Genomic DNA, 21,282 nt, shown 5'->3' with positions numbered 1-21,282 from the left:
TATTTTGTTAAATTACGTGATTATGCAAGAATTATGTCAGCAATAACTTTGTTTGCAAAGTCTTCAAGTGCTTTAGCAAATAAATCTCTTACTAATTCAAACCCTCTGTCGGTAGCCATAAGATTTACAACAAATTTTGGCAACTGATTTCTTGCAGCTAAGATGAAGAGCAAGTCATTAGCAACTTTTTCTGAACCAATACCGATTGCTGCAAATTTTGCAGCTTGAATATCTCCGGTGATGACCCCTTTTTCGCCACAGGTGGTAACAAGGCGAACCATTGGGGTTTTTAAGAATTCTGTGATTTCAAGTTCAGCAGGCAACCATAATTGTTTGCGAGAGAGAGCCTTGAAGAAGATTGGAGCAAGCTTAAATTCTTTAGCTTTAAACGTTTCTTTTTCAGCAAACCAAGCTCTAATATTTGCAAAGGTTACTTGATCAGCGTCGCCGCCGCGTAGGTTTTTTGCAATATCGGTTATTGTTGGTGTGCTTTTTTTTAATTCATATTCTTTTACAACAACCATTTCACTTGCGATAAACTCTACGATTTCGTTAGCGGTCGCATCGGTTGTTTTTTCATATTTGGTGTCGATCATGTATTTTGCAACGATGTACAAGTAGTCAGATAAAAAGCGGAGTAAGCTGTTTTTTTTGTTTTTCCATGTCGCTTCGTCATGTTCTGAAAGAGTAGGCAATTCAAATATCTTATAAGTAACTGTAGCATACGTTTTTTTGAGTGCGTTATGAGCTACAAAAAGTAATGTCGAACGTTGAAGTGTTCTTTTCCATGCGGCATCAATTGTTGGAAGGGTGAAGCGAGGTTTTTTTTCTGATGATGGAGTTGTTTCGATTGCAGGAGCTGGAGTTGTTGTATCTACTGTGAGCTGAGCATCTGCATCAACTGGAACTTGGCTTAAAGATTCAGCAGCAACTACAACTGTAGCGGTTTCGTCTGAAGTTGTTTCTGCCATGATAACCGGAACTTGTGCACTTACGAGCAAAAGTAATAACAACATATTTTTCTTGATCATAGAAAATTCCTTTTTTTAGATCTTTTTAATAAAACAAAACTGTTTTTTGCGATTTTAATGATAAAAATACCATATCATGTTTTAGCGGGGCTGGAAATTGTTTTTTTGCTTCCAAAAAGTTTTCTTAAAATCAGTTTTTTGCGGATTTGATGTTTCAAGCTGAAACAATATGCCCAAATTACTCAATTTATTGAGAGAATCATTATTCAATTTCATTTTTTGTGCCAATTTTACGGCAAAAAATTTACCATCTTCGGGATATTGTAAGATAATTTCGGTATTTCCTGGGGTTAGTTCGTCATTGATAGCAAGGCAGTGAAATTCGCTTACGGGCTCGGGAAGGGTAATGGTTATTTTTGATACAAAGTCTGGATGTTCCAGGTATGTTTGGGCGGGAAAAATGGTTTCGGCCTTAATTTTACGTAGTTCTGGATTGGTTCCATCTATTTCGCCTTTGATCACAAAACTGGTTTTGCCTTCTGAGAAATAAGACTCACAGAGCGCAAATGTTTTTGGAAAGATGATTAGTTCAGCTTTTCCTGAGGCGTCTTCGATTTCACAAAAAGCCATACGTTCCATTTTTTTGGTCATGATTACTTTTGAGCTGAGTACTAGTGCAATTACCGTGACGTTGTCAGTACGGTTTTCAAATGCTGGATCGCCAATAAATCTAACTTGCAGAGCGCTTGCCAGTTGTTTGTATTCATTTAACGGGTGATCACTTAAATAAACACCAATACTCTGTTTTTCTCTGTCGAGTCGTTCGCGTGATGGCCAGTCGGGAATTGCGCTAAAAACGTGTTCAATCGATTCTGTTCCTGACGATTTTTGTTCTGCAATCGCGCCGAAAAGAGTCATTTGGCCAGTTTTTACGCTTTCTTGGTGGTCGTGAGCTTTTCGCATAATTACATCAAGATCATGCATTTTTTGAGCCCTATTCCCGGGTAAGCAGTCGAGCGCACCCGCGGTGATAAGGCTTTCGATCACTCGTTTATTTGATGTTCGCAGGTCAACTCTGCTGCAAAAATCGGGCAAACTAGAAAATGGCCGTTTTTCTCGCTCTTCAATAATGTTGTGCAAAGATGCTTCACCAACGTTTTTAATTCCTTTAAGTCCAAACAAGACACCTTCTATGGTTGGGGTAAAATCGATGTATGAGGTGTTGATGTTTGGAGGTAGAACGGTAACGCCAAATTCTTTAGTTCGTTGCAGGTAGAGAGAAAATTGATCAGGATTTCCCACCTCAAAAGAGAGAAGAGCAGCCATGAATTCTGTAGGATAATGTGTTTTGAGGTACGCGGTATGATATGCGATGAGCGCATACGCCGTTGAGTGCGATTTATTAAAACCGTATCCTGCAAAATATGCCATTAACTCAAACAAATCTTCTGCTTTTTTGGTATCAAATCCAAGGGTTGAAGCGCCGCCTAAAAAGATACTTTTTTGTTTAGCCATCTCTTCAGGTTTCTTTTTTCCCATCGCTCGGCGGAGCAAATCTGCACCCCCAAGTGTGTAGTTTCCGATGGCAACGGCGATCTTTTGGACTTGTTCTTGATAGACAATAACCCCGTAGGTTTCTGACAAAATTGGTTCAAGTTCTTTAAACGCGTAGGTTGTTTCCACCTTGCCGTGACGTCGGTTAATAAAGTCGTCCACCATCCCAGAGCTCAGTGGTCCTGGACGATACAGTGCGTTAACGGCAATTAAATCTTCAAATTTTTCGGGTTTAAGTCGCCTGATAACATCGGTTACGCCATCTCCTTCAAACTGGAAAACACCACTGCACTTTCCTTCGCCAAGAAGTTTGAAAACTGCTGGATCATCAAGAGCGAGAGAATCAAGATCGATTTCGATGCCATGGTTTTTTTTAATCCATCCAATTGCAAAATCAACAACCGATAGGTTTTTAAGACCCAGAAAGTCCATCTTGAGAAAGCCAAGTGTTTCTAGCTCGGTCATCGCGTATTGAGTTACTAAATCTGTTGTTTTTGCCGGTACGTACATCGGAATAATCGTACGGAGTGGTTTTGGTGTAATAACAACACCAGCAGCGTGTTTTGATGCGTGCCTGGTGAGTCCTTCAAGTCTGAATGAAATATCAAATAATTTTTGAAGTTGAGGGTTGTTTTCAACGAGCGCTTTGAGTTTTGGCTCTTGTTCGAGCGCTTCCTTGAGTGTTATTTTAAGTTGGTTTGGAATAAGTTCTGTGAGATGATTTGCATCAGCAAACGGGATTTCCATTACTCGGGCGACGTCTTTGAGTACTCCTTTTGCCATCATTGTTCCGAATGTGATGATTTGGCATACGCAGTCGTGACCATATTTTTGGCGAACGTATTCGATAACTTCTTCTCGTCGGTTGATACAAAAGTCGATATCGATATCAGGCATGCTGATTCGTTCTGGGTTTAAAAAACGCTCGAAAAGTAAATTATATTTTATTGGATCAACGTTAGTAATTTTAAGTGCCCAGGAAACTAACGATCCTGCAGCAGATCCACGACCAGGGCCGATAGGAATTTTATGTTCTTTTCCCCAGCGAATAAAGTCTGACACAACTAAGAAGTACCCAACAAATCCCATTCTGCAAATAAGATCAATTTCAAGCTCTAGGCGGGCTTGGTAAGCCTCGAGTTGGTCGAGTGGAATCAGTTTTTTTGAAACAATTTCTTCAAGTCCTTCGCGGCTGAGTCGTGCAAAATGTTGATTGTCTGTTTCGCCAGTTTCAATTTTATAGACAGGGAATTGTAGCTTTCCAAAGGTGAATTTAAAGTTGCATCGATCGGCAAACTTTCCGCTATTCCATACGACTTCTGGATTGTCTGGAAATGCGGCAAGCATTTCTTCGTTGGTTTTTAAATGTCCTTGAAAGTCACCAAATGAATATCGATCTGGATTTGAAATAACATCTTTTGTTTGAATGGATAACATGATTTCATGAGCTTGCTTGTCTTCACACGACAGATAGTGAGCATCTCCCGTCGCAACACAATCAATTCCATATTCTTTGCCGTATTTAAAAAGCAGCTCGTTGGTAATTTTTTGTTTCTCATCAAACGGTGCCATGACTTCAAAAAAGAAATTGTCTGGTCCAAAAACATCTAAAAACCATTCAATTTTTTCACGTGCTTCTTGAATGTTTCCTTCTCGCAAGAGAGTTGGAATCTGTCCACCAAGACATCCGCCACTGGCGATTAATCCAGCGGAGTGTTTTTTTAAAATTGCCTGGTCGATTCTTGGTTTAAAATAAAATCCTTCAAGGTATGAATAGGTCATCAATTCACATAAATTCTCATATCCTTGTTCGTCTTTGACCAAAAGCACCATGTGGTAGTATTTATTGCGTGCATCTTTTATTTTCACATCGTCAGTAAAATACATTTCAACGCCAAGGATTGGCTTGATTCCGGCTTTTTCTGCTTCTTGGAAAAATTTTACAGCTCCAAAACAGTTTCCATGGTCGGTGATGGCAATAGCTTTGGCATTTTGTTTTTTTGCAAAAGCGATCGCATCTTTGATGCGTAAAGCTCCATCCAGCAAAGAAAACTCTGTGTGAAGGTGTAAATGACTAAAATGAAGGTCTGACATTGATACAATTCATGAAAAAAGGGAAGACTCGTGACACATCACGAATCTTCCCACGGTGATTTTATTAAACCTGTCTAAGAGCCGCTTCTTTTTTGGAAGTGTGTTCTGCAATTGTAACAATAAATTGATCAGTAATTTTTTGTACAATATCGCTTAAGCGCTTGCTGAAGTCTTCAGAAATGACTTTTTTCTTTTCAGCTTCTTTCACAGCATCCATATGGTCTCGGCGAACGTTTCTGATTTGAACGCGAGCTTCTTCTGCTTTCTTGTTGAGCAATTTAACCAATTCGTCGCGTCGCTCCGAACTCATCAGTGGAAGTTGCAAACGAATAAGGTTTCCATCATTTAATGGTGTAAGCCCAAGATCCGAAAGTTGAATTGCTTTTTCGATAGCTCCTAATGTTCCTTTATCCCATGGTTGGATGGTCAAAAGACGAGCATCTGGCGCTGCGATTGTTGCAAGATCTCGAATCGGCATAATTTGTTCGTAACATTCAACCTTAACACCATCAAGCATCTCGGTGGATGCTCGTCCGGTACGGATTGTTGCAAGGTCACGTTCATAGTGCTTGATGCACGCATCCATGTTGATTTTGAGTGATTCTTCAATTTTTTTTGTATCGCCTTCCGTAAAAGCAGGAATAATCATCGTTGGGTTCCTTTTTTAACGGCCAATAGCAAATCGAGTGAACTTGGTAACAACCAATTTTGAGCCCACTTCTTTGCTGATTGCTTCAATGTGTTGTTGAATCGAGATTTTATCGTTTTTGATGAATTTTTGGTTGAGCAAGCAAACATCTTCAAGGTATTTTGCCAATTTACCGTCAACAATTTTTTCGATAATTTGTTCTGATTTTCCAGATGCTTTCAATTGTTCAACCGCAATTTCGCGTTCTTTTGCCAAAAGAGCTGGGTCAAGACTTGTTTTATCAAGAGCGACTGGGTTGGTTACTGCTGCATGCATGCAAATATCTCTTACCAATTGAAGGGCGGTGTTTTTTGCGTCTCCTGAAAGTTCTTTTTCACTTTCGACAGATGCAATTACCCCGATAGAGTTGTCTGGGTGGATATATGAGTTAACAAAACCATTTTTGGTTGAATTGCATACCGCAAAACGGTTGATTTTGATGCTTTCAGCGATTTTAGCGATAAGGCCTTCAAGAACAACTTTTACGCTCAAATTTGAATTTGCCAAAGGCTGTTCAAGGAGTTCTTCTGGTGAAAAGTCTTTTGCTGCAGTAACAACAGTTTGCGCAACGTTTGTTGCAAATTGCTTCATGTCAGTTGTGTTTGCAGAAAAATCTGTTTCACAGCTCATTTGAACAAGGCAAGCAGCTGTGTGGTCTGGGCTAATAAATGAAGCAACAGAACCACAGTTTGTTGCGTTGTCAGCACGTTTAGCTGCAACCGCGATACCTTTTTTTCTTAGAATTTCGATTGCTTTTTCGATGTCATTATTAGCTTCGGTAAGTGCTTTTTTGCAATCCATCATGCCGATGCCGGTTTTTTCACGTAATTCTTTTAATAAATCAAGACTCATGGAATGTTATCCTTTGTTTTGTGTTTAAATTTTCCAACGGGGATCATTTTTTTATTGTACAGACAAGATGGGTATCTGTCACGAGCAAAAAAGCACGAAGGGGTTGTCTTCTAGAAAGATTTTGTTTAATAAAAAAGCCCCTGGTTTTACAGGGGCTTGCATGCAATTTGTTTGAAAATTACTCAAAGCGGCGTTTTTTTGAAGCTCTTTCTTCTTTTTGGAGCCGCAAGTCTTCTTCTCTCAGTTTTCGTTTGCGCTCTTTGAGTTCTTCGCGTTCAGCTGCTTTTTTTCGACGCATTTCTGCTCTGCGCTCTTCACGTTCTTCTTCTTTTTGAAGTCTTTCATCAAGAGCTTTTTGTCGTTTTTCTGCTCTGCGTTGACGAATTTCTTCTGCTCGCAGCCTGTCTTCTTCTATTTCGGCTTGCGAGCGAGGATCTCTGCTGTTTGCGATGGCAAGACCGGTCATAAGTCCGGTTGTTCCTGCGATAAATGCAGCAGAATCGTCACGATAGTATGGTCCCCAGTATGGACCAACGTTGTATGAGACGCCAAATGATGGGCCATAACAATAACGACCAGCGTGTGCTTTGGGTGATGCAAGAAAGCCAATTATAAGAAGAGGGAGAATTGTTTTTTTCATGGGACACTCTTTCAGTAAAAGATTTTAATCTTTGGTGATGTGTCTAGTTACAGCCTGTCATATTTGAGCGTTTTTTATCAATAGATTGTGATTTGTTTCGTGGTTTTCAGGACGAAAAAAAGTTTTTTTGTGAAATTTTGGGAGACGAGGTCGAGAGATATTGCGACCTGAGCTTTACAAAATTTGTGAGTTTTTTACACTAAACTCCAGGCACGCGTATCGTGCACAGTCGATTTTATGTATTTTTGCAGTGGAGCAATATCATGCCAGTACCAAAACGTAAGCATTCTCGTTCTCGTAGAGATTTAAAACACGCGAATAAAGGCTTGGATTTTACCCAAGTTGCGTATTGTCAAACAACCCAAGAACCATGTGCGCCGCATGCGGTTTGTTTAACATCTGGGTATTATAAAGGTGTTAAAGTGTTGAGAACAAAAGCTGATCGCGCTATTGAACGAGCACAAAGAGCTAAAGATATTCAAGAGCGAAGATCATTGCGTCAAGCTATGGGTTCATCAGCTGAAAGTCAGTCTGTAAACTAACTTTACGTAGTTTGTTGTTGATCTTGCTGTATATTTGTATACCATGTGCCACAATGTTGGTAGCAATCTTTTGTAGAGGTTTTTATGAATCTTTCATCGGTTTTTTTTAATATTCAGCTGGCGTATGAAGTTTTTGTGATTTGGGTTTTAAATCACTGGCGAGGCTTGTTTACGCTTCTTTTGTGTGGAATTTTATCTGTTTTGGGCTATTTTGCGCATCAAGCATATAAAGTTTCGGTTGAAGAAGAAGCGCACAAAGCATTTTTGTCTGTGACTCGCGTTGTGGGAGCTGAGGTTTCTGCAGAAGCGAAAAAAAATCCAGAAAAATTGCTTGTCGCTCAGCAGCAAAAAAATGAAGCGTTGCTTGCTGCTGCTGATTTGTTTTTGAATCAACATTCTGGCAGTGCATATGCACCTGCTGTTCATGGCTTTATCGCAAGAGCATATGAGTCTATGGATAAGCATGAAGAAGCACGTAACCATTTTTTGGCAGCAAAAAAAGCTTGTGCAAGTACAGATCTAAAGAATGTTTATGGTCTTTCGGTCGCCTTGATGGACTTGGATTCGAAAGATGAAGGCATTCGTGCGCAGGGTGTTTCAGAGCTCAAAGATTTGTGTGCCGATGAATCATCTAGTGTTTGCGATGCGGCGTTGTTTTATCTAGGTGAATATTTTTGGAAATTACAAAATTATCAAGAAGCGCGTTTGTGGTGGGGACAGCTGATTGTATCTACAAATAAAAAAACAACAGCGCTTGGGCTTACTCCTAAATCTTCATGGGCATCTCTGGCAAAAGAAAGAGTTGCATTGCTTGATTGTTAATATATTTTATTAGCGTATTTATAAAAAGACTCCGGAAAAACCGGGGTCTTTTTATTTGGAATAAGATGAAATGTGGACACCGTGGTGAATCTTTTTTTACTACTGTTCGAGAGATAAAAACATTCTTTTTTGGAGTTAATAAAAATGCGCTACGTTCCTGGTGAAGTTAAAAAAAAAATTGGAATGATTTTTCCTGGTCAAGGTACGCAATTTGTTGGTATGGGCAAAGAATTGTACGACCAAGAACGTATTGTGCAAGAAATTTTTGAAGAAGCTTCATTATGTCTTGATATTAACTTTGTTCAGATGTGTTTTGCGTCTTCAGAAAAAATTTTAAAGGAAACAATTAACTCTCAGACCGCTATTTTTGTTGTTTCTGCGGCTATTTATAAATTGTTAAGAGAAAAATATGGGATTGTTCCTGATTTGGTAGCGGGTCATTCGCTTGGTGAGTATTCTGCTATTCATGCTGTTGGTGGGTTGAATTTTCCAGATACGCTTTATTTGCTTAATAAGCGAGCAGCTATCATGGATCGATACATAAAAGAGCAAAATGGGTCAATGTTGGCGGTGCTTGGATTTTCAGAAGAAAAATTACGTATTATTTGCGCGCAATACGATCAGCCAGAAAACAATGAGCATGTGGCAGAAATTGCAAACTATAACTCATCATCGCAGATTGTTGTTTCTGGTACGACTGTTGAATTGCAGCATGTTAAGTCTGATGTTGAAATAATGCGTGGAAAAGCTGTTATGTTGCCGGTTGAAGGCGCCTTTCATTCTCGACTGCTGCGTGAGGCTGAAAATTTATTTTCAAAGTATCTTGTTAAAGTTGATTTTAAGCCGCTTGAGATTCCCTTGATAAATAATATTATGGCACAAAAAATTCAGACCCCGGTTGAAATTAAATTATCATTGGTACGCCAAACAAGTTCGCATATTTATTGGTGGCAAAGTATGCAATATTTTAAAGACATGGATATAATTATTGAGGTAGGACCAAACGATAAATTTGCAAAAATGCTTCGCAGAGAATGGCCAGATAAGCAAATTTTTTCGATAAACAGCACACAAGATATTGTGCGGTTGCTTGACGCGCTCAATAATTAACGAAAAAGTAAGAGTATTGTATGAATCAAAATGAAATATATGAGCGACTAAAAATTATTGTTGAACAAAAATTAGCGCCACAAAGAAAAATAGTTTTTTCAAATGATGCAACATTGGATTCATTAGGACTCGATTCTCTTGATCGAGTTGAACTTGTGATGTTGATCGAAGAGGATTTTGGTATTGCAATATCAGATGATGCTGCCGATTCTATAAAAACAGTTAAAGACCTTGTTTCTGTAATCGAACAATCTGTTTTAAAAACTGATTAAAAAAAGCCTGAGTTTTTCTCAGGCTTTTTTAGTATTTAGAAGATCCATTTTTTTGTAAATCAAGAACCTCAGAAAAGGTCTCAAGGTTTAACTCATACAAGGGTGATTCTTTTTCTTTCTCAGAATTGTAAAAATTCCTCATGTCTTTAAGCGTCTTATTGATTTCTTTGACATTACATCTTTTATTGTATTTATTTTTTCTGCGATTACTACGACGTTTTTTAGTTCTTTGTGCCGGTTGTTCTTCTTCATCGTTCGGATGAGTTACAACTGATGAAGTTGTTCCTAAAAGGATTATTAATAAATAACCTGAAATTTTTTTTATCATTTTGATTCCCTTTTTTTGTTTTTTAGTGAGTAATGCGTTTGTATAAATAATTTTATCAATTCGTAAATCTGTTTCGATAGGTTTTTATTGAACTGAAAATCTTTAATTTGCGCTGTTTTTTGAGTTGGGATTATTTAGTGGTGCGCCTAACAGGAGTCGAACCTGTGGCCTTGCAATTAGGAATCGCACGCTCTATCCTACTGAGCTATAGGCGCATCGGGTCAGATAATATAATAAAAAAAAGTGAGTGTATATCCATTAAAAGATAAAAGAGAAATGGTGCGCCCAGTAGGACTCGAACCTACAACCTACGGATTCGAAGTCCGGCACTCTATCCGATTGAGCTATAGGCGCACATACACTTATTTTTTACCAAAAATTTTAATTAAAAGATAGTCCTAACCATGATGTTTTGAGAAAAAGGGGTTTTGTAACCCCTTTTTTATAGTTCGGCTAGTTGTTTTTCGGGTGTTTTTTGAAAGTGGCCTGTTTCTTGCTCGAGTGCGTGTGCAACTCTGTACAATAATTCTTCGCAGAGCCTATTTCCGATGAATTGAAACCCAATCGGAAGACCTTCCTTGGAAAAACCACCAGGAATCGAAATTGATGGCAATCCTGCAATACAAATTGGAACACTGAAGTAGTCTGACATGTAAATAGCAAGAGGGTTTGCTTCAGCTTCGCCAAATTTAAATGGCAGCGTGGTCGTTGTTGGTGAAACAATGAGATCAACGTCCATAAATGCTACATCAAATTCGTTTCGAATCATTTGTCTGATGGTGTTTGCTTGGTCATAAAATTCACGATGTCCCGATGAAAGCACATAGTTTCCCATCATGATTCGGCGTTTTACTTCTGTGCCAAATCCTTCTGTTCTACTTTTTATAATCATGCTTTGCAAGTTTTCGTATTCTTTTGCGCGAGTTCCATAGAGTGTTGCATCAAAGCGTGAAAGGTTAGATGCGGCTTCTGCTCGGCTCAGAATGAAATAGAGAGTAACACCATGTTTGAGTGTTTTGTGTTCGATTGTTTTAATTTTACAGCCTAATTTTTCTAAAGCGGCAAGATTTTCTTTGAAGTTTGCAAAAATTTGAGGATCTATTCCTTCACCAGAAAGGGCTTCTTTGAAAACGCCGATGGTTAAATTTTCGGGCATTTTTCCATCAAGTTTTTTAGTGTAATCTTTTTTTGGTTCAGGAAGTGAGGTTGAATCTTTTGGATCGTGGCCAGATAGTGCTGACGCAATCAGTGCATTGTCGTATACGGTTCTTGTTATTGGACCCGCTTGATCAAGAGATGAACCAAATGCGATTAATCCGTATCGAGAAAAGAGGCCGTAGGTTGGATACAGTCCAACAAGGTTGCAAAAAGCTGCAGGTTGACGCACAGATCCACCAGTTTCTGTGCCAATCCCCCAGGGTACCATTCCGGCAGCAACTGCTGCAGAAATACCCGAAGATGAACCGCCAGGAGAGCGCGTAATGTCCCACGGATTTTTTGCAGCGCCAAATGCTGAATATTCGCCAGTACTTCCCATTGCAAATTCATCCATGTTGCCGATTCCAATAAATGGTGCGTTGTGTTCTTGTAGGTGTTCAATAATTGTTGCATTGTATGCTGCATGATGATTTCTCAGCATGTTTGAACCAGCATGATGAGGTTTTCCTTTTACCGCGATATTTGCTTTGATGATTCCAGGAATCCCTGCGAGTGAAAAGTGGCTAGAGTTATCGGTGGAAAGTTTTTCTGGTTCAAAAATATGAGTGAACGCATTAAGTTTTTCGTTTAGTTGCTGGGTTCTTTTTTGAAAAAAAGAAAGAGCTTCGTTTGCCGAAATAGATTTGTTTTTTATTTGTTCTTTAAGATCTTTGATTGTTGAAAATGGGTTCATGTTTATTCTTCCGGGGTTTCAAGAATGCTTGGAACGGTAAAATAATTACTTGTTCTGAGTGGAGCTTGTTGAAGAATAAGTTCCACGTCTTTAGGAATTACTTTATCTTCACGAAAAACGTTTACTCTGTTGGTCGAGCTTGGATCGCTTATTGTTGAAATTTTCATAATTTCATTAATGTGGACGATAAATTCTCTGAAGTCTTTACCAAGACTATCTATTTCTTTGTCCGAAAAAGAGAGCATGCTGAGCTCTGCAAGTTTTAAAATTTCTTCGCGTTTAATGTCCATTGTTTCCTCTGTTAAGCACAGTTATTTTTTATAGTTCAAATATAGAAGGCTTTTTCCAAGCAATAATCAAAAGTCCAATAATGTGGGGAACTGCAACAGGGATTACAAAATAATCTGCAATATTCCACACAAAAGACACATTTGAAATTGTTCCCCAGAAAACAAAAAGAGCTGTAAAGATATAGTATCCATAAAGCCATTTATTTCGGGTTATGTACAAGAAGCATTGAGTACCATTGTAGCAGTTTCCAAGAATCGTTCCAAATGCAAATAAAAAGGCACAGATAAAAAGAAGAATGGTGCCGGAAGATCCGTAATATGAAACAAGGATTTTATTAAAAATCGTTATGTCATAGACCGTTGAAGGGTCTTTCCATACGTCGCACACGAGAAGTGTGAGGCTTGAAAGTGTGCATAAAAAACCGTTCATGTAGTCGGCGATAGTAGCCAAAGAAGCTTGATTAGCAGGTGAGCTTGAAGTTATCGAATGTGGAAAAGTGCTGGTTCCTGTTCCAATTTCATTTGCTTGTACGGCTCTTGCAAATCCCCATCTAATCATTGTGGCATAGCCAAATCCAGCAAGTGCTCCTGCCCCAGTATGTGGTGATAAAAAGTTTTTAAATACCAAGATTGCGATTTCGGGCAATTTGTATGTGTTACAAAGAATGATCCACAGTGTTGCAGCGCTGTACAAAATAAACATGATTGGAACCATGATATTGCTTACTTTGCTAATTAAATCGAGCCCTTTTACTAAAATAAAAAAACTTGAAGAGACGATTAAAAGTCCACTTAAAATTGGTGATATTCCTTTTTCAGTAAGAAGCGTTCCAAGGGTGTTTGACTGACTCATTGACCATGCAACAAGCAGAAGGCTGCCAAAAAACGCGTATAGGTAGGCCCAGGGCTTTCCAAGCTCTGTTTCAAGGTAGATCATTGGTCCGCTGGTTTCACTTTTTGATTGTTTTTTGTAAAACACAGAAAGAAATACTTCGGTGAAGGTTGTCGCGCTTCCCAGAAGTGTTCCGAGTAAAAAGCCAATAAGTGTTCCAGGTCCGCCGTACCCAAGTGCAACAATTGGTCCCATGATATTTCCAATACCAACCGTTGTGGAAACATTTATAGCAAGAGCGCTGAGTGGTGGAAGTTCTTGTGAATTTTTTGTATCAGCAGAACACAAAGAATTATTAAATATTTTTTTAGAACACAAAGAATTATTAAATATTTTTTGTACAATCGAAAGACAGCGAAATTGAATTCCGCGAGAAAGAAGGGTGAGTATACCGCTTACTACAAAGATGAGAATAAATGGACCTGTTAATAAAAAATCAAAAATGTTTTCAAAAAAAATCATACGTTATTCGCTTTAAATTTTTTGTTTGAGCCACGATGATCCACGGACTCTCAGCAAAAATAAAATAGCCATGATTGCGGTTGTTGTGTAGTACAAACTGTAGATTGTGACAAACCGAACATCTGCATCAAGGCCAGGGATCATGGAGATAATTGTAGTTGCCGGGAGAAAAAAGCCAAGACATGCAAACGATCTTATTATCATAACTCGTTTAACATCTCCTGCGCCACGTAGTGCAGAGGCAAAAATTATTTGAATTGCATCGATAGACAAGAACAGCGTGAGTAGATATGCCGTTGGTTTAATAAAAGGATCAAGTGCGTGAGAGGGGTCTAGCCTTGTGGTAAATGCAGAAAGATAGAGGTTGAGTCCAGCCATGGTAAGTGCTGTCATGCTAATACAGATACCTAGGATTTTGTATAAATTGTTTCTCGCTCCTTCTGGGTTATCTTCACCAATATTATTGCTGACGATAAATGTAGTAATTTGTGCAAATGCTAATGATCCGATAAGTCCCCAGCGTTCAAGGTTTCTAATAATTTCTGATGCGGCAAGTGTAGCTTCTCCACCAAAGGCAATCATTTTTCCAAGCCAAACGAGTGCAAGTGCGAGCATGCCTTTATCGATAACAACTGGTAGGCTGAGTTTGAGTAATCGAAGAATTTCAGTAGGATTAATTTTTTTAAAAAAAGTTCCATCAAAGTATCGCGAATATTCTTTTGAAAAAAGGAGAATTGCGGCAGCAATAGCTGTTGCTGCTACGTAACGAATTAACGATGCGAGTGCAGATCCGGTAAGAGCGAGAGCTGGAACTTTCCAGAATCCATAAATAAGTAAATAATCGGATACGATAAAAAGAGCGATTGTTGCGATGTTGATGTAGAGTGGAGTTTGAGTGTTTTTTATTCCTTTAAAAAAGCCTAAAAAAGCTTGAAATAAAAACATGAACGGAATCGTTACGGCTTGAACTTTTAAATATTTTAAGCCGAGGGGAATCATTGTTTCAGGAACACCTAAAAAACGGTAAACATATTCTGCGCCAAAGAAAAAAAGGCAGCACAAAATAAGTCCAATTATTCCTGTGGTCCACAGAGCATCACTTAGTCGAGAGCCACAATTTTGTGGTTCTTGTGCTCCATTGTGTCTGCCGATAAGAGCTATTGATGCAACAGGGATTGATTCTGCAAATTTCATCAAAAAATGGATTGCACGAGTTGCAGCTCCAAGCGCTCCATAAAGCGCGTTTGATTGGAGAGAAGCTACAAACCATGAATCCAAAAAAAGTGGAAGCACGGTTAACAAGATCAAAGAAATCGCCTCAGGTGTCCAGTATGAAAAAAGGGTTCCGGCAGATTCACTTGTTTTAAGAATCGTATTTTTTTCATCAAAATTGATTTTATGTGAATTCATAAACTAACCCCTAACATATGACAAGATTTTTCATGACATATTGTTTTGCAGAACTCGGGGTAACGTAACTGAAATAATAGGTAATGGCAAGCGTGCAGGACTCTTTATTCGTCAGATCCATCAGAGTCGTCAGAGATCGATCCCATCTTGCGAGCTCGCGCTTCTTCGACTCGAATGTGGTGTTGAATTCGTGCTAATTGTGCTTTACCAAGAAGTTCTTCTCTGCTGCGTGGAGAAAAAAGTTCTGAAGCTTCTAATGCTCTTTCTGTACCGGCTTCGATTCTTCCTGTGACTCTTGCGCGACGTTCTACAAGGGCTGCAGCCGCAGCTTTTGCGCGAATTTGCTCTTCGGCGATTTTTTTAATAGTTAATGCGTTTAGTCGGTCACGATCTTTTTGCATTATTTTTGCAGCAGCAATATCTGCGCGCATTTCATCGCTCATTTCGGCGATTCTGCGAGAATCTCTTTTGGGACTTGCCAAAAAATCTTCTAATGTTGTTTCGTCATCTTCTATTTCATCAAAAAGCGTCTTTGCTTTTCTTGTAAGAAGACGAGCCGCTCTTTCTTTTTCGGCTTTGAGGGCAGCTTTTCGTTCTTTTCGAGTAAATGTTGTTTCAACACCAGGTCGAATTGAATATTTTGAACTGGTACGAGATAGTGATGTGGATGAGGTACTGGATGCTCCGCTACCGTAAGTTATAGAAGGAAGGTGTTTTCCATCGTCTCCATGAAGAGAGTCAAAACTGTCTTCATCAGAATGTGTTGCGGCGTATGTTCGTGCGGCATCAAGCTTTTTTTTTGATTTGGGCAGAGCGGTGATCGTTGGTTTTATGAAAGGCCCTTTTTTTTCTTTTTTTGGAGCAGATAAATATGAACTTAGTGAGCAAAAAATGACGATAATAAAAAAATTACATAATTTCATGGGGCATCAACGCAAGAAGGAAAGCGCGTATGATTTATGCTACAGAGAGAATTTATAATAACTCAAGAATGTTATATGGTGCGCCTGACAAGATTCGAACTTGTGACCTACGGATTAGAAATCCGTTGCTCTATCCTGCTGAGCTACAGGCGCACAATCTTTAAACTGGTCGGGGTGGCCAGACTTGAACTGGCGACCCCTCGCTCCCAAAGCGAGTGCGCTACCAACTGCGCCACACCCCGAAGACCATACCTTGATTTGAAAGATGGGGTGAATGACGGGGCTCGAACCCGCGACCCACGGAACCACAACCCGTTGCTCTACCGACTGAGCTACATCCACCATATTCACCTTAAACAGGCGACATGTTTTTAATTATACGGAGTTTTCTTTAAAATAAAAGTACTTTTATTCGATTTTTGCCACATTTGTTGGAGAATCCGTCATTAAATGCTGTTTAAGGAATGTTAATGTTGCTTCTCTGCTTTGTAATTCAGCAGGTTTGCTGCATTTTCCCAGGTCAATTAATGAAATTGCATTTACGCCCGCTTGAATTTGAACGTTAAGCGCGATGTCTTCTAATCGTTTTTTGGAAAGATCTGCTTTGCTAAATGTTTGTTTTTCTCCTTTTTCACGATCTTTCTCTTGTTTTGTTTCTAGTTCAGCTTGCTTTTTTTGCACTTCTTTATCGATTTGATGAGCAAATCCAGGAAATTCATTTTTTTCTAATTTTTCAACTTCATTTGCTGTGATGTGGTGTTTAAGCGAAGTTTCTTTGCCATAAAATTCATCGATCCATTTTAATTCTGCTTCTGGAATTGTTTTTGGTTTGATCAAAAGATCAGGAGAGATGCCTTTTGCTTGGATCGATGAGTTATTTGGCAGGAAGTACAATTCTGTTGTTTGCTTGAGTGCACAGCCATTGCTGAGCGGAATTACTTTCTGAACAGATCCTTTACCAAAGCTTTGAGTTCCAAGGATAAATACTGAAAGGTTGCTGTTTTCTTGAGATGAATAATGCCTTAAAGCTCCTGCTAAAATTTCTGATGCAGAAGCAGTAAAATTATTGATTAAAATGACGATTGGCAGATTTTTTTTCAGAACAGGATCTGTTTTTGTTGCATATTTACCGGTAATGGCATTCTTCTGATCTTTTGTGATAACAACGGTTGAGCCTTTTGGGAGAAAGAGGCTTGCGATTTCTACTGCCGCTTCTAAAACACCCCCGGGATTGGAGCGCAAATCGAGAATGAGACCTTTGCAGTCATTTGAGTTTGCGGTTTCTAAGAGTTTTCGCATTTGCTGAGGGGCAAGTTCGGTAAACATTTTAAGTGAAAAATAATAAATGTTTTGATCTTTAAAGTGATAGCAGTGTGAACTTTGTTCTTTTATAACATCGCGTTTGACTTCAAACTCAAGAGGTTTTTTGTCGCGCAGTACTTTGAGTTTTACTTTTGTTCCAATCGGTCCTTTGATTTTTGCAATAACTTCATCTGAGGAAAGTCCACGTAATTTTTCGCTTGCAACTTCAACAATTTTATCGCCAGCAGTAATGCCAGATTTTTGAGCCGGTGAATCATCAAGAACATCGACAATTTGAAGCGCATCGTCTTCGTTGGCTTTTGCAATAATACTTACACCCACACCGCAAAATTGACCTGAAGTTGTTTCTGAGACTTCTTCAAAGTTTGGAATAAATGCTGAGTGGGCATCAATACTGGAAACCCCTGCTTTGAGCATTGTTTGCATAAAGCTAGAAAAATCAACTTTTCTAAATGATTGTTTTTCAACTAAAGAAAGTACCTCAGCGGTTGTGTTGAGCCAGCGGTGCATCGAAGCTTCGTGTTCTTTTTCATTAAATGAAGGGTTTGTATTTTTTTTGGAATGTCCAATGGGAAGAGCAAATGTCATTTTGAGTAAAAACAAGCCAGTTACTATTTTTTTTATCATGAGAAAAAACCTCGTGTCAGGAAAATAATCGGGCTCAGTTTAAATTATGCGATAAAAATTTAGTAAGTATTTTCTATGTTTACTGGGTATTGAGCCATGGACAATGAGGTTTTTTGTAAAGATGTTTTTAAAGAAAGTAATGGTGTTGTTATGAGTGAAATTTTAAATTAACGAAAAAGCCATGAAAACTTTTCTGACAGAGCCTTCAATAAATCAGATCCCTCTCGCCCACCGCTTTCATAGGGTGAGGGGAGAGCGTCTCGTTGAATAACAACTGGCCGGGGATCGTCGAGTAGTTCTGCAAAGTGGCCTTCTTGGTGTAGGCGCGCATGCATTGCTCTTGTTACCGCATCGATAAGGCCCTGCACTTTTGTATCTAGTGCTGTTACGTGTTCATTAAGTCTTCTGATTTCTTCTTCTTGTGATCGCGTTTTTTCAGCTAAAGCTTCTTCTTCTTCTGTTAAAAAGACAAGTTTTTTACTTATTCCATCGCTAAGTGTTGAAAGACCAAGTTGGTTTTGCTCAAGAGAATCTACTCGAGGTGAAAGTTTGAGAACATCTTTTTTTGTTTCGTTTATCGAAGAATCAAGTTCGCTTTCTTTTTTTTCTACGGCGTGAAATTTTTTTTGTATAGAAGTTACTACTGCTTCATGGTTTTCCCATACAAGGTATGTAATTATCAAGCTTGCAATTACACCTGCAATTATAAAAAATTCGGTTGAGTAGGTTGTTTTTGTATTTTCTGTAGGCGATTCTTTTTGATTTTTTAAAAAGGTAGAGCGAGTTAATGTTTGTCCAGAGCTGAGCAACAGCATATCTAATGATTTTAAAACATTTGTAAAAAAGAGCATTGGAGTTGAAAGCTGCGCAGAATGTTTTTTGCAGATGTCTTTTATTAGTTTTTTTACCACCATTTGGTATGCAAAATCTGATCTACAAAACAGTTTATTGGAAAGAGCTGTGATGTATTGATCGGGGGAAATTTTTTTCTGCAGCGCATGAAGTCGAATGACTTTTTCTGTTGCAGCGGTTAACAATTCTTTATTTGTGGCCGCGAAAAAGGGCGCTGTGGAAAGCGCCCCTAAAATACATAAAAATTTACGAATGAAAGCGTTCATTTTTTCTGCAATGATGGAACAAGCATAATTCCTGTTGCATAGTGTACTTGTCGACCATCTTGCTTGCATACTAAAATTAATTTTTTTCTACTGAGCTGCATTGTAGGCAGCTTTTCGCGTAATAATTCTTCGCAGCGTTCTTCTGAAATATTTTTTGGATATTGATTGAAAACAAGAAATGCAGGTTTCTTTGAAAGCAGACGTGAACTTAAATGAATCAATGTTTCGATATCATCTTCGAGTGAAAATGTTTCACCGTCTGGACCGTGTCCATATGCTGGTGGATCCATGATGATACAATCGTATTTTGAACCACGTTTGATTTCTCGATTAAGAAACGTGATGACATCATCTTTGAGCCAGCGAATTTTTGATTCTTCAATATCAGAAAGTTTTTGACTTTGTTTGCCCAGAGCAAGCGCACTGGTCGATGAATCGATGTGGCACACATCTGCACCCGCAGAAGCAGCTACCAGCGATGCTGCTCCAGTGTATCCAAACAGGTTAAGCACCGAGCATGAGCCATGATTTTTTATGTGACTGGCAACGCGATGAGCAATCCAACTCCATTGTTCAGCATGTTCAGGAAATAACCCAACTTGTTGTGATGACTCGGTGTTGAGTGCGAAAATAATTTTCTTTTCTTCGCCATTAAGTGAAAAGGTATAACTTGTTGTCCAAGGTTCAGCAAAATCATCACTTGGTCGTACGATGAACTGTGTTTTGTGCGGAATGATTTCACAGGTTGCGGTGTCCCAAAGATTTGGCGCTTTTTTTTCGCTGTCAGCAAAGGTTGTTTCTGGTCTGATGATTAGGTTGTTTCCAAATCGTTCTAGTTTTTCGTAATCACCATAATCGACAAGTTCGTAGTCGATGAAAAAATTTCTAGCTTTTTCGGTATTATTTTTCTTCTTTTGCTCGGGTGAGTTTTCCACGTTTTTCTCGCTTATTTAAAGGGTGTTTTGACACGCATAGTTCTTTGAGCTGCTGAGGCGACACATGAGTGTAAATTTCGGTTGTTGTAAGGCTATTGTGCCCGAGAAGTTCTTGGACAACTCGCAAATTGGCACCGTGGTTTAAAAGGTGCGTTGCAAAAGAGTGACGAAGTTTATGGGGCGTTAAAGGCCTATCAACCGGTAAGCATGCGCGAAAGCGTTCGCACACTCGCTGAACAGATCTTGGGGTTAGCTGCGTTCCTGAATGATTAATAAATAGAATACCATGATCACGAATATCGGCAAGTAAGGCGTTTCGTTCTTGGGTCATATACAGTTGAAGCTTTTTTTTTGCCGAATCATTAAAAAGAACAATCCGTTCTTTTTTGCCTTTTCCCTTAATTTTTATTGTTTTTTCCTGAAAATTGATGTTTTCTACCCGCATTTCAGATAGTTCTGAGGAGCGAACACCGGTCGCATATAAAATTTCCATAATCGCCCGGTCTCTGAGGGGGTGAGAGCTTTTGAGTTGTTCGTCGGTGATTGAGTCAAGAATGGTTTCCATTTCTTGTTCGCTTAGAACCGAAGGGAGTTTTTTATCGATTCGAGGGGATTTGACATCAAATGTTATCTCTATTCCCACGCCTTCAAGGTATTTTTTGAATGTTCGAATGGTGGAAAGTTTGCGCGCAAGTGATGGTTTGCTGAGCTTTTTATAAAAAAGAGCCACAATGAATCGTTGAATTATTTCGTCAAAACTGAGTTTATTTTCTTTTTCTGTGGTGTTGATTCGTGTCCAAAAGAGTTCAATTTGTTCAAGATCACTGCTGTATGCTCGAAGAGTGTGTTTGGAAAGATTGCGTTCTGCGTTTAATGTTTCGATAAATTTTTTTTGATGTTCTAAAAAAAGTGCAAAATTCATAGTTTTTTGGGTTTTATGAGCTATTTGGATACAGGTTACCTTACTGAGGGTTTGTTGATTTGAAAATGGTTTACTTTATGATTAATGCAGTAGCAACAGATTTAAGCTCTTTTTGACATGAAATTCGACTTTAATTCATTTTTTTTATATTCCAAAGTGCATACGGCTCAATTTGTCCCAACAATGAGTGATGTGATGGTAAATACGTTTGGCAAGGATCCATTTGTCTTGCTGATGTCTTGTTTGATTAGTTTGCGAGCAAAAGATCGTGTAACGACAGGTATTTGTCAGAAACTGTTTAGCGATGCCCCAACTCTTGAATCTTTAAGGGAATTGCCTCGTAGTGATTTAGAAAAACGGCTTTTTTCTGTTGGTTTTTATAAGGTTAAGGCTCAAACGTTACACAACGTCTGTGATTTTTTGATTGAACGCTTTCAGGGCAAGGTGCCATTAACAATGGAAGAATTGCTTGTAATTCCAGGGGTTGGCCGGAAAACGGCAAATTTGGTCTTGGGTATGGCTTTTGATCAACCATCAATTTGTGTTGATGTTCATGTACACAGGATCGCAAATGAGCTTGGTTGGGTAAAAACAAAAACGCCGGAAGAAACAGAGC

The 21,282-nt window shown here is 38.9% G+C and carries 20 protein-coding genes and 5 tRNA genes; 5 read left to right on the top strand and 20 right to left on the bottom strand.

What is annotated here, in order from left to right:
* Positions 1–20: 20 nt before the first annotated feature.
* The 5 genes from FJ366_03135 to FJ366_03115 all read right to left on the bottom strand — a co-directional run bounded on the left by FJ366_03135 (position 21) and on the right by FJ366_03115 (position 6,799).
* Positions 21–1,031, bottom strand: a complete 1,011-nt coding sequence (locus FJ366_03135) for a hypothetical protein (protein ID MBM3894560.1) — start codon at positions 1,029–1,031, stop codon at positions 21–23.
* Between the two features lie 81 nt (positions 1,032–1,112).
* Positions 1,113–4,619, bottom strand: a complete 3,507-nt coding sequence (dnaE, locus tag FJ366_03130; protein MBM3894559.1) for a DNA polymerase III subunit alpha — start codon at positions 4,617–4,619, stop codon at positions 1,113–1,115.
* A gap of 64 nt (positions 4,620–4,683) precedes the next feature.
* Complete coding sequence (locus tag FJ366_03125; protein ID MBM3894558.1) at positions 4,684–5,268, bottom strand: ribosome recycling factor; 585 nt, start codon at positions 5,266–5,268, stop codon at positions 4,684–4,686.
* A gap of 15 nt (positions 5,269–5,283) precedes the next feature.
* A complete protein-coding gene (gene tsf, locus FJ366_03120) occupies positions 5,284–6,159 on the bottom strand; it encodes a translation elongation factor Ts (GenBank protein MBM3894557.1) in 876 nt (291 codons plus the stop codon).
* Between the two features lie 178 nt (positions 6,160–6,337).
* Positions 6,338–6,799 carry a hypothetical protein gene (locus tag FJ366_03115; protein ID MBM3894556.1) on the bottom strand — a complete coding sequence of 154 codons (462 nt, stop codon included), beginning with the start codon at positions 6,797–6,799 and terminating at the stop codon, positions 6,338–6,340.
* 263 nt (positions 6,800–7,062) lie between these two features.
* On the opposite strand from FJ366_03115, the gene rpmF reads away from it, so the two are divergent.
* From rpmF to FJ366_03095, 4 genes are all read left to right on the top strand, one after another.
* Positions 7,063–7,341: a 50S ribosomal protein L32 gene (rpmF, locus tag FJ366_03110; GenBank protein ID MBM3894555.1), complete on the top strand. Its 279-nt coding sequence runs from the start codon at positions 7,063–7,065 to the stop codon at positions 7,339–7,341.
* 84 nt (positions 7,342–7,425) lie between these two features.
* A complete protein-coding gene (locus FJ366_03105; protein ID MBM3894554.1) occupies positions 7,426–8,163 on the top strand; it encodes a tetratricopeptide repeat protein in 738 nt (245 codons plus the stop codon).
* Between the two features lie 144 nt (positions 8,164–8,307).
* A complete protein-coding gene (locus FJ366_03100; protein MBM3894553.1) occupies positions 8,308–9,273 on the top strand; it encodes an ACP S-malonyltransferase in 966 nt (321 codons plus the stop codon).
* Between the two features lie 20 nt (positions 9,274–9,293).
* Positions 9,294–9,545, top strand: coding sequence for an acyl carrier protein (locus tag FJ366_03095; protein ID MBM3894552.1), 252 nt, complete (start codon positions 9,294–9,296; stop codon positions 9,543–9,545).
* Between the two features lie 28 nt (positions 9,546–9,573).
* Here the strand turns inward: FJ366_03095 and FJ366_03090 are convergent, their stop codons facing one another.
* From FJ366_03090 to FJ366_03020, 15 genes are all read right to left on the bottom strand, one after another.
* Complete coding sequence (locus FJ366_03090; protein MBM3894551.1) at positions 9,574–9,873, bottom strand: hypothetical protein; 300 nt, start codon at positions 9,871–9,873, stop codon at positions 9,574–9,576.
* Positions 9,874–10,011: 138 nt separating this feature from the next.
* Positions 10,012–10,088, bottom strand: a tRNA-Arg gene (locus FJ366_03085).
* Between the two features lie 62 nt (positions 10,089–10,150).
* Positions 10,151–10,227: transfer RNA gene (locus FJ366_03080), tRNA-Arg, on the bottom strand.
* A gap of 88 nt (positions 10,228–10,315) precedes the next feature.
* Positions 10,316–11,764, bottom strand: coding sequence for an Asp-tRNA(Asn)/Glu-tRNA(Gln) amidotransferase subunit GatA (gatA, locus tag FJ366_03075; GenBank protein MBM3894550.1), 1,449 nt, complete (start codon positions 11,762–11,764; stop codon positions 10,316–10,318).
* Positions 11,765–11,766: 2 nt separating this feature from the next.
* Positions 11,767–12,054: an Asp-tRNA(Asn)/Glu-tRNA(Gln) amidotransferase subunit GatC gene (gene gatC / locus FJ366_03070; protein MBM3894549.1), complete on the bottom strand. Its 288-nt coding sequence runs from the start codon at positions 12,052–12,054 to the stop codon at positions 11,767–11,769.
* Positions 12,055–12,082: 28 nt separating this feature from the next.
* Positions 12,083–13,408, bottom strand: coding sequence for a sodium:alanine symporter family protein (locus FJ366_03065; GenBank protein ID MBM3894548.1), 1,326 nt, complete (start codon positions 13,406–13,408; stop codon positions 12,083–12,085).
* 12 nt (positions 13,409–13,420) lie between these two features.
* Positions 13,421–14,818, bottom strand: a complete 1,398-nt coding sequence (locus tag FJ366_03060) for an MATE family efflux transporter (protein MBM3894547.1) — start codon at positions 14,816–14,818, stop codon at positions 13,421–13,423.
* A gap of 104 nt (positions 14,819–14,922) precedes the next feature.
* Positions 14,923–15,741 carry a hypothetical protein gene (locus FJ366_03055; protein ID MBM3894546.1) on the bottom strand — a complete coding sequence of 273 codons (819 nt, stop codon included), beginning with the start codon at positions 15,739–15,741 and terminating at the stop codon, positions 14,923–14,925.
* A 76-nt stretch (positions 15,742–15,817) separates the two neighbouring features.
* Positions 15,818–15,894: transfer RNA gene (locus FJ366_03050), tRNA-Arg, on the bottom strand.
* Positions 15,895–15,907: 13 nt separating this feature from the next.
* Positions 15,908–15,983: transfer RNA gene (locus FJ366_03045), tRNA-Pro, on the bottom strand.
* 24 nt (positions 15,984–16,007) lie between these two features.
* Positions 16,008–16,083: transfer RNA gene (locus tag FJ366_03040), tRNA-His, on the bottom strand.
* A gap of 66 nt (positions 16,084–16,149) precedes the next feature.
* Positions 16,150–17,691: a S41 family peptidase gene (locus FJ366_03035; protein MBM3894545.1), complete on the bottom strand. Its 1,542-nt coding sequence runs from the start codon at positions 17,689–17,691 to the stop codon at positions 16,150–16,152.
* 167 nt (positions 17,692–17,858) lie between these two features.
* A complete protein-coding gene (locus tag FJ366_03030; GenBank protein ID MBM3894544.1) occupies positions 17,859–18,809 on the bottom strand; it encodes a hypothetical protein in 951 nt (316 codons plus the stop codon).
* Positions 18,806–19,759, bottom strand: a complete 954-nt coding sequence (locus FJ366_03025) for a hypothetical protein (GenBank protein MBM3894543.1) — start codon at positions 19,757–19,759, stop codon at positions 18,806–18,808. Before FJ366_03025 ends, FJ366_03030 begins: the two co-directional genes overlap by 4 nt.
* Positions 19,710–20,666: a tyrosine recombinase XerD gene (locus FJ366_03020; GenBank protein ID MBM3894542.1), complete on the bottom strand. Its 957-nt coding sequence runs from the start codon at positions 20,664–20,666 to the stop codon at positions 19,710–19,712. Before FJ366_03020 ends, FJ366_03025 begins: the two co-directional genes overlap by 50 nt.
* A 117-nt stretch (positions 20,667–20,783) precedes the next feature.
* On the opposite strand from FJ366_03020, the gene FJ366_03015 reads away from it, so the two are divergent.
* A partial coding sequence (locus FJ366_03015; protein ID MBM3894541.1) for an endonuclease III occupies positions 20,784–21,282 on the top strand: 499 nt, incomplete at its 3' end.

The organism is Candidatus Dependentiae bacterium (genome assembly GCA_016871815.1).
Lineage (GTDB): Bacteria > Babelota > Babeliae > Babelales.
The sequence above is the reverse complement of the archived record's forward strand: the minus strand, read 5'-3'. Positions and strand labels throughout refer to the sequence as shown.

Coding starts and splice junctions, on each gene's coding strand:
- FJ366_03095 (MBM3894552.1), top strand. CDS start 9,294: ATGAATCAAAATGAAATATATGAGCGACTAAAAATTATTGTTGAACAA.
- gatC (MBM3894549.1), bottom strand. CDS start 12,054: ATGGACATTAAACGCGAAGAAATTTTAAAACTTGCAGAGCTCAGCATG.
- FJ366_03125 (MBM3894558.1), bottom strand. CDS start 5,268: ATGATTATTCCTGCTTTTACGGAAGGCGATACAAAAAAAATTGAAGAA.
- FJ366_03020 (MBM3894542.1), bottom strand. CDS start 20,666: ATGAATTTTGCACTTTTTTTAGAACATCAAAAAAAATTTATCGAAACA.
- FJ366_03060 (MBM3894547.1), bottom strand. CDS start 14,818: ATGAATTCACATAAAATCAATTTTGATGAAAAAAATACGATTCTTAAA.
- FJ366_03100 (MBM3894553.1), top strand. CDS start 8,308: ATGCGCTACGTTCCTGGTGAAGTTAAAAAAAAAATTGGAATGATTTTT.
- FJ366_03030 (MBM3894544.1), bottom strand. CDS start 18,809: ATGAACGCTTTCATTCGTAAATTTTTATGTATTTTAGGGGCGCTTTCC.
- FJ366_03035 (MBM3894545.1), bottom strand. CDS start 17,691: ATGATAAAAAAAATAGTAACTGGCTTGTTTTTACTCAAAATGACATTT.
- dnaE (MBM3894559.1), bottom strand. CDS start 4,619: ATGTCAGACCTTCATTTTAGTCATTTACACCTTCACACAGAGTTTTCT.
- FJ366_03105 (MBM3894554.1), top strand. CDS start 7,426: ATGAATCTTTCATCGGTTTTTTTTAATATTCAGCTGGCGTATGAAGTT.
- rpmF (MBM3894555.1), top strand. CDS start 7,063: ATGCCAGTACCAAAACGTAAGCATTCTCGTTCTCGTAGAGATTTAAAA.
- FJ366_03090 (MBM3894551.1), bottom strand. CDS start 9,873: ATGATAAAAAAAATTTCAGGTTATTTATTAATAATCCTTTTAGGAACA.
- tsf (MBM3894557.1), bottom strand. CDS start 6,159: ATGAGTCTTGATTTATTAAAAGAATTACGTGAAAAAACCGGCATCGGC.
- gatA (MBM3894550.1), bottom strand. CDS start 11,764: ATGAACCCATTTTCAACAATCAAAGATCTTAAAGAACAAATAAAAAAC.
- FJ366_03065 (MBM3894548.1), bottom strand. CDS start 13,408: ATGATTTTTTTTGAAAACATTTTTGATTTTTTATTAACAGGTCCATTT.
- FJ366_03055 (MBM3894546.1), bottom strand. CDS start 15,741: ATGAAATTATGTAATTTTTTTATTATCGTCATTTTTTGCTCACTAAGT.
- FJ366_03135 (MBM3894560.1), bottom strand. CDS start 1,031: ATGATCAAGAAAAATATGTTGTTATTACTTTTGCTCGTAAGTGCACAA.
- FJ366_03115 (MBM3894556.1), bottom strand. CDS start 6,799: ATGAAAAAAACAATTCTCCCTCTTCTTATAATTGGCTTTCTTGCATCA.